Annotated in this window: 2 protein-coding genes and 1 pseudogene; all 3 read left to right on the plus strand. The window is 54.8% G+C overall.

The annotated features are described in order from the left end of the window. Positions 1 to 1,875 precede the first annotated feature (1,875 nt). A pseudogene (locus ACN4EK_RS32130) lies at positions 1,876 to 2,225 on the plus strand (recombinase family protein); the annotation flags it as partial. A gap of 78 nt (positions 2,226 to 2,303) precedes the next feature. Beyond that, positions 2,304 to 2,420 carry a helix-turn-helix domain-containing protein gene (locus tag ACN4EK_RS32135; RefSeq protein WP_431662519.1) on the plus strand — a complete coding sequence of 39 codons (117 nt, stop codon included), beginning with the start codon at positions 2,304 to 2,306 and terminating at the stop codon, positions 2,418 to 2,420. Between the two features lie 316 nt (positions 2,421 to 2,736). Further along, the coding region (locus ACN4EK_RS32140) for a tyrosine-type recombinase/integrase (RefSeq protein WP_431662518.1) at positions 2,737 to 3,731 on the plus strand (995 nt) is incomplete at its 3' end.

A 3,731-nucleotide genomic window follows, 5' to 3' on the forward strand; every position in this document is an offset into this window, starting at 1 on the left:
GTCGGCAGCGTCAGATGTGTATAAGAGACAGGTCCGTGAAGGGCTGAAGGGTGTCCTGTTGGGGCCTGGACGTCTCTACGAAGAGCTGCGCGATCAGGTTTGATCCGCGCGTTGGAGGGCTCGAAGGCCTCCCTACAGGCTCAAGGGCACCGGGCAAGGGGCTGCTGCAAGACAAGCCGCAGCACTGTCCGCCACGGCCAGATTGTTGTCGTCTCGGGACTCCATCCAGGGAGAATTCGCGAGGCCCCCGTTTTTCAACCCCATGATATCACTGAAGTTTTTGGCATGACACCATCAACGCGGGTCGGATGCGGACACCCCTAGAAGAGGCCCCACATCTCGCCGCCCCGAGCGCCGTGACAGGCCGCTCGTTCTGACCGAGACAGGACCCATGTAAATCCTTGATATTTAAGGGATTCTTTTAATTGGGCCTATCGAAACCCAGACCCTCCCCCGGGTTGATACTCCATGATTGATACTCCTAGAGTAGCTACTATAGGAAGCTACCTTGGAAGCTACCTTGGAAGCTACCGTCGAGTACACCATAGGTCTAACCATGGGAGGCTACCCGGAGGTCATACTTAGGGATGCTACCCTACGATCTACCCGGAGATGTTACCCATGGGCTCACCTATGGGGTCTTACCCACCGAGGGGGGGGGATGGGGAGGAGATCCCCCCCACCCAGAGATGTTGACTTAGGGTCTACCAAGGGTCCGCTAGTGGTCCGACATGGGATGCTGCCCGGCGATCCAAACCCAGGCTCTTCACTACCGATCCTGCCCGGTGTTCTTAACCCATGGGGTTTCACGCACAGGAGGGTGATCGTCGCCGGTATCACCCCCGCCCAGAGATGCCTGCCTAGGTTCTACCCGGGATCAGTCAGAGATCAGACAGGGGACGCGACCCGGTGATCCCACACATCGTCGCCCATGAGGCCAGCCTCTGATTTTTTCGTTGGATGCCGAAGATGACCCATGTCTCGATCAAGGGCTGACGCTTGTGTCCAGCCCGCGACTCACGTCAAGTCTCCGCTTGCGAGCGTTGTGAGGCAGCCGAAAATGGTGAATGCCCCCAGAATGGCATAGGAAGACCTAAGAGCGGCATTCACGCCATTTGGCTACTACCCTAGCCGACACATCTCCGAAGTGGCCTCACTGGCCTCCTGAGGGCTTTCTAGGGACTTTCGAGGGCTTACCTCCCCCTGCCGACCGCTCAAGACGTGCTTTCTCTAGACAGTCAGGAGCGGATGCTCAGCGACTGTCCCTCACACTTCCCACATCGAGCGACGGTGCAGCGACCCTCAATGCTCCCGCTGGAACGCCGGCGAGAATGCTACCCATGCGGGGCCGTCTTCCGCGTAAAGCTCTATCCGCTCACGGCCCTGTTGAGCGCACCACGACGTAGGGCGATCGGTGATTGAGTCCCGCGTCAGAATTCGGATGGATTACGCTCGATGCATGGCCAATCCAACGACTTCGATCAGTGGCCGTCGAAATGCAATTCGTGGCGTGGGCGCATATTGATGCAGTGAATACGCAACGATAGACCGCCGCCCTTGAGTTTTTCACCGGAAAAATTCGCGAAGCCCCCCTCGTAGGCGCCGCCGGAAGCGACTCCCCCCGCCCCCTCGCCTCTCTGCCGGCTGCGGTTTGCGCACGAAGGGGCTGGGGGGGGGGCGTCGCCATCACGACGGGGCGAGCATCCGCGCTGGAGCGGGACGCCATACGCCACAGACCACCGCCGTTCACTTTGGGTACACCCATGGTGAGCGTTCACGGACGGCGCGTCTGGCGTTCACTATGGGTTGACTTCTGATTTAGTGAGCGATAGTTGATGAGGGTCTTGACCCTAAGTGAACATCGAGGACGCCGCCATGACCGTGTTCGGATACGCTCGCGTTTCATCCTCATCGCAGGACACCGCCACGCAGGTGACCCGCCTTCAAGCCGCCGGCTGCCATACGATCCGCGAAGAGAAAGCTTCAGGACGCACCCGCGACGGGCGCACCGAGCTCAGAACCTCCTCGACTTCATCCGCCCCGGAGACACGCTCGTGGTCGTGAAGCTGGATCGGCTCGGGCGCTCCACGCGGGACGTGCTCAACATCGTCCACGAGATCGAGCAGCGCGGCGCGTTCCTTCGCGTCCTTGAGCCGGACATCTCGACGGCGGGACCGATGGGGAAGGCCATGCTGACCGTGTTCGGTCTTGTCGCCGAAATGGAGCTTGCCTTCATTCGTGAGCGCCAGAGGGCGGGGATCGAGAAGGCGAAGGCCGAAGGCGTCTACAAGGGGCGTCCTGTCATGCTCGATCACGAGCGCATCCGCGCGATGCATGCCGAGGGACAGGGCGCGACCGCCATCGCAAAGGCGCTCGGATGCTCGCGCGGGGCCGTCTACAAAGCTCTGAATTCGGGCTGATACGCAAATGACAAAATTCGTCAGAAAGAGAGATGTCAAATCAAGATCGCTTTAGGCTCATTTGCTTTCTTGAAAATCGAATACGCTTTATAGCATTCTAATTTTATTCAATTAAACAATAAGCATTAATGGCGCGCATTTGCGCATGCCCCTGTTTTTTTGTTGCAATAGTTTAATTAGTTCATCGCTGTAAAATACTGTTATTTGTAGTTGTTAGATCGATGTACATAATTTGACTTCAAATGTATATCTTTCGTGATAAATTGATTTTAGATGATCATTTTTCGGGAATGTGATGGCTATACGGAAACGCGGGATGACATATTGGTATGATTTCACGCTAGAGGGTGTGCGCTACCGTGGAACAACGCGCCAAAGAACAAAGAATGAAGCCTGGCTGATCGAACGGGCGAAGCGCCGTGAAATCATGGGACTTATAGCGCCGCTAACGGACTCCGAAAAGAGATCAGCCAAATTACCAGCAATAGAAATATTTGCTGCAGTAAACAAATGGTACGCTGTCTATGGCAGCAAACTTCAGGATGCGCCCCAAATAATTCGAACGATAAACATAATGTTCTATGGCGCGATTCACAACGGGAGACGAAAATGGACCTGGCCAAAAAATATAAAGATTCATAAATTATCAGATTCAGACATAAAGAAATTCGTCAATACGCGTCTCTCTGAGGGCTTGGCGGCGGCTACCATATACGGTGAGCTTTCGATATTAAAAAGAACCATAAATCGCCTGAGGGGTGATTACCAGACACCTACAATCATTTGGCCATCATCGCGCTACGACAAACGACTTGCCACCAATGCAAAAGAGCGCTGGCTAACAACGGGTGAAATTGCAGAACTACGATCTTATCTTGATCCTCAACGCGAACGAATAGGTTTGCCTAAGGTAGGAGATAGATCTCAATCTCTTATGAATCGGCTTCAAGACACATACGACGTGTTCGAATTCATCCTATACACGGGAGCAAGGCCTCGTGAAGCGTTGAATTTGCCTTGGGCGCGCATCGATCTCGCAAAACGAACGATGTCTATACGACGCACCAAGACAGGGACAACCACGCAAATGCTGATGCCGGATCGCATTTTTAATTTGCTGCTTCGAAGGCGCTCTCAGAACAAGAGTATTTGGGTCTTCCCGAGTGTAGGCGACCCCTCACGCCCACAACGTCACTGCCGTGCGATTGGACGCGCTATGGATGCGCTAGGCTTCAACGAACCTTGGAAAGTGTCACAGTTGGGAGGAAGAGCAGTTATGTACAGTCTAAGGGCTGTCTCTTATACACATCT

It is taken from the genome of Pantanalinema rosaneae CENA516 (assembly GCF_050753385.1).
Classification (GTDB): Bacteria; Cyanobacteriota; Cyanobacteriia; order Leptolyngbyales; family Leptolyngbyaceae; genus Pantanalinema; species Pantanalinema rosaneae.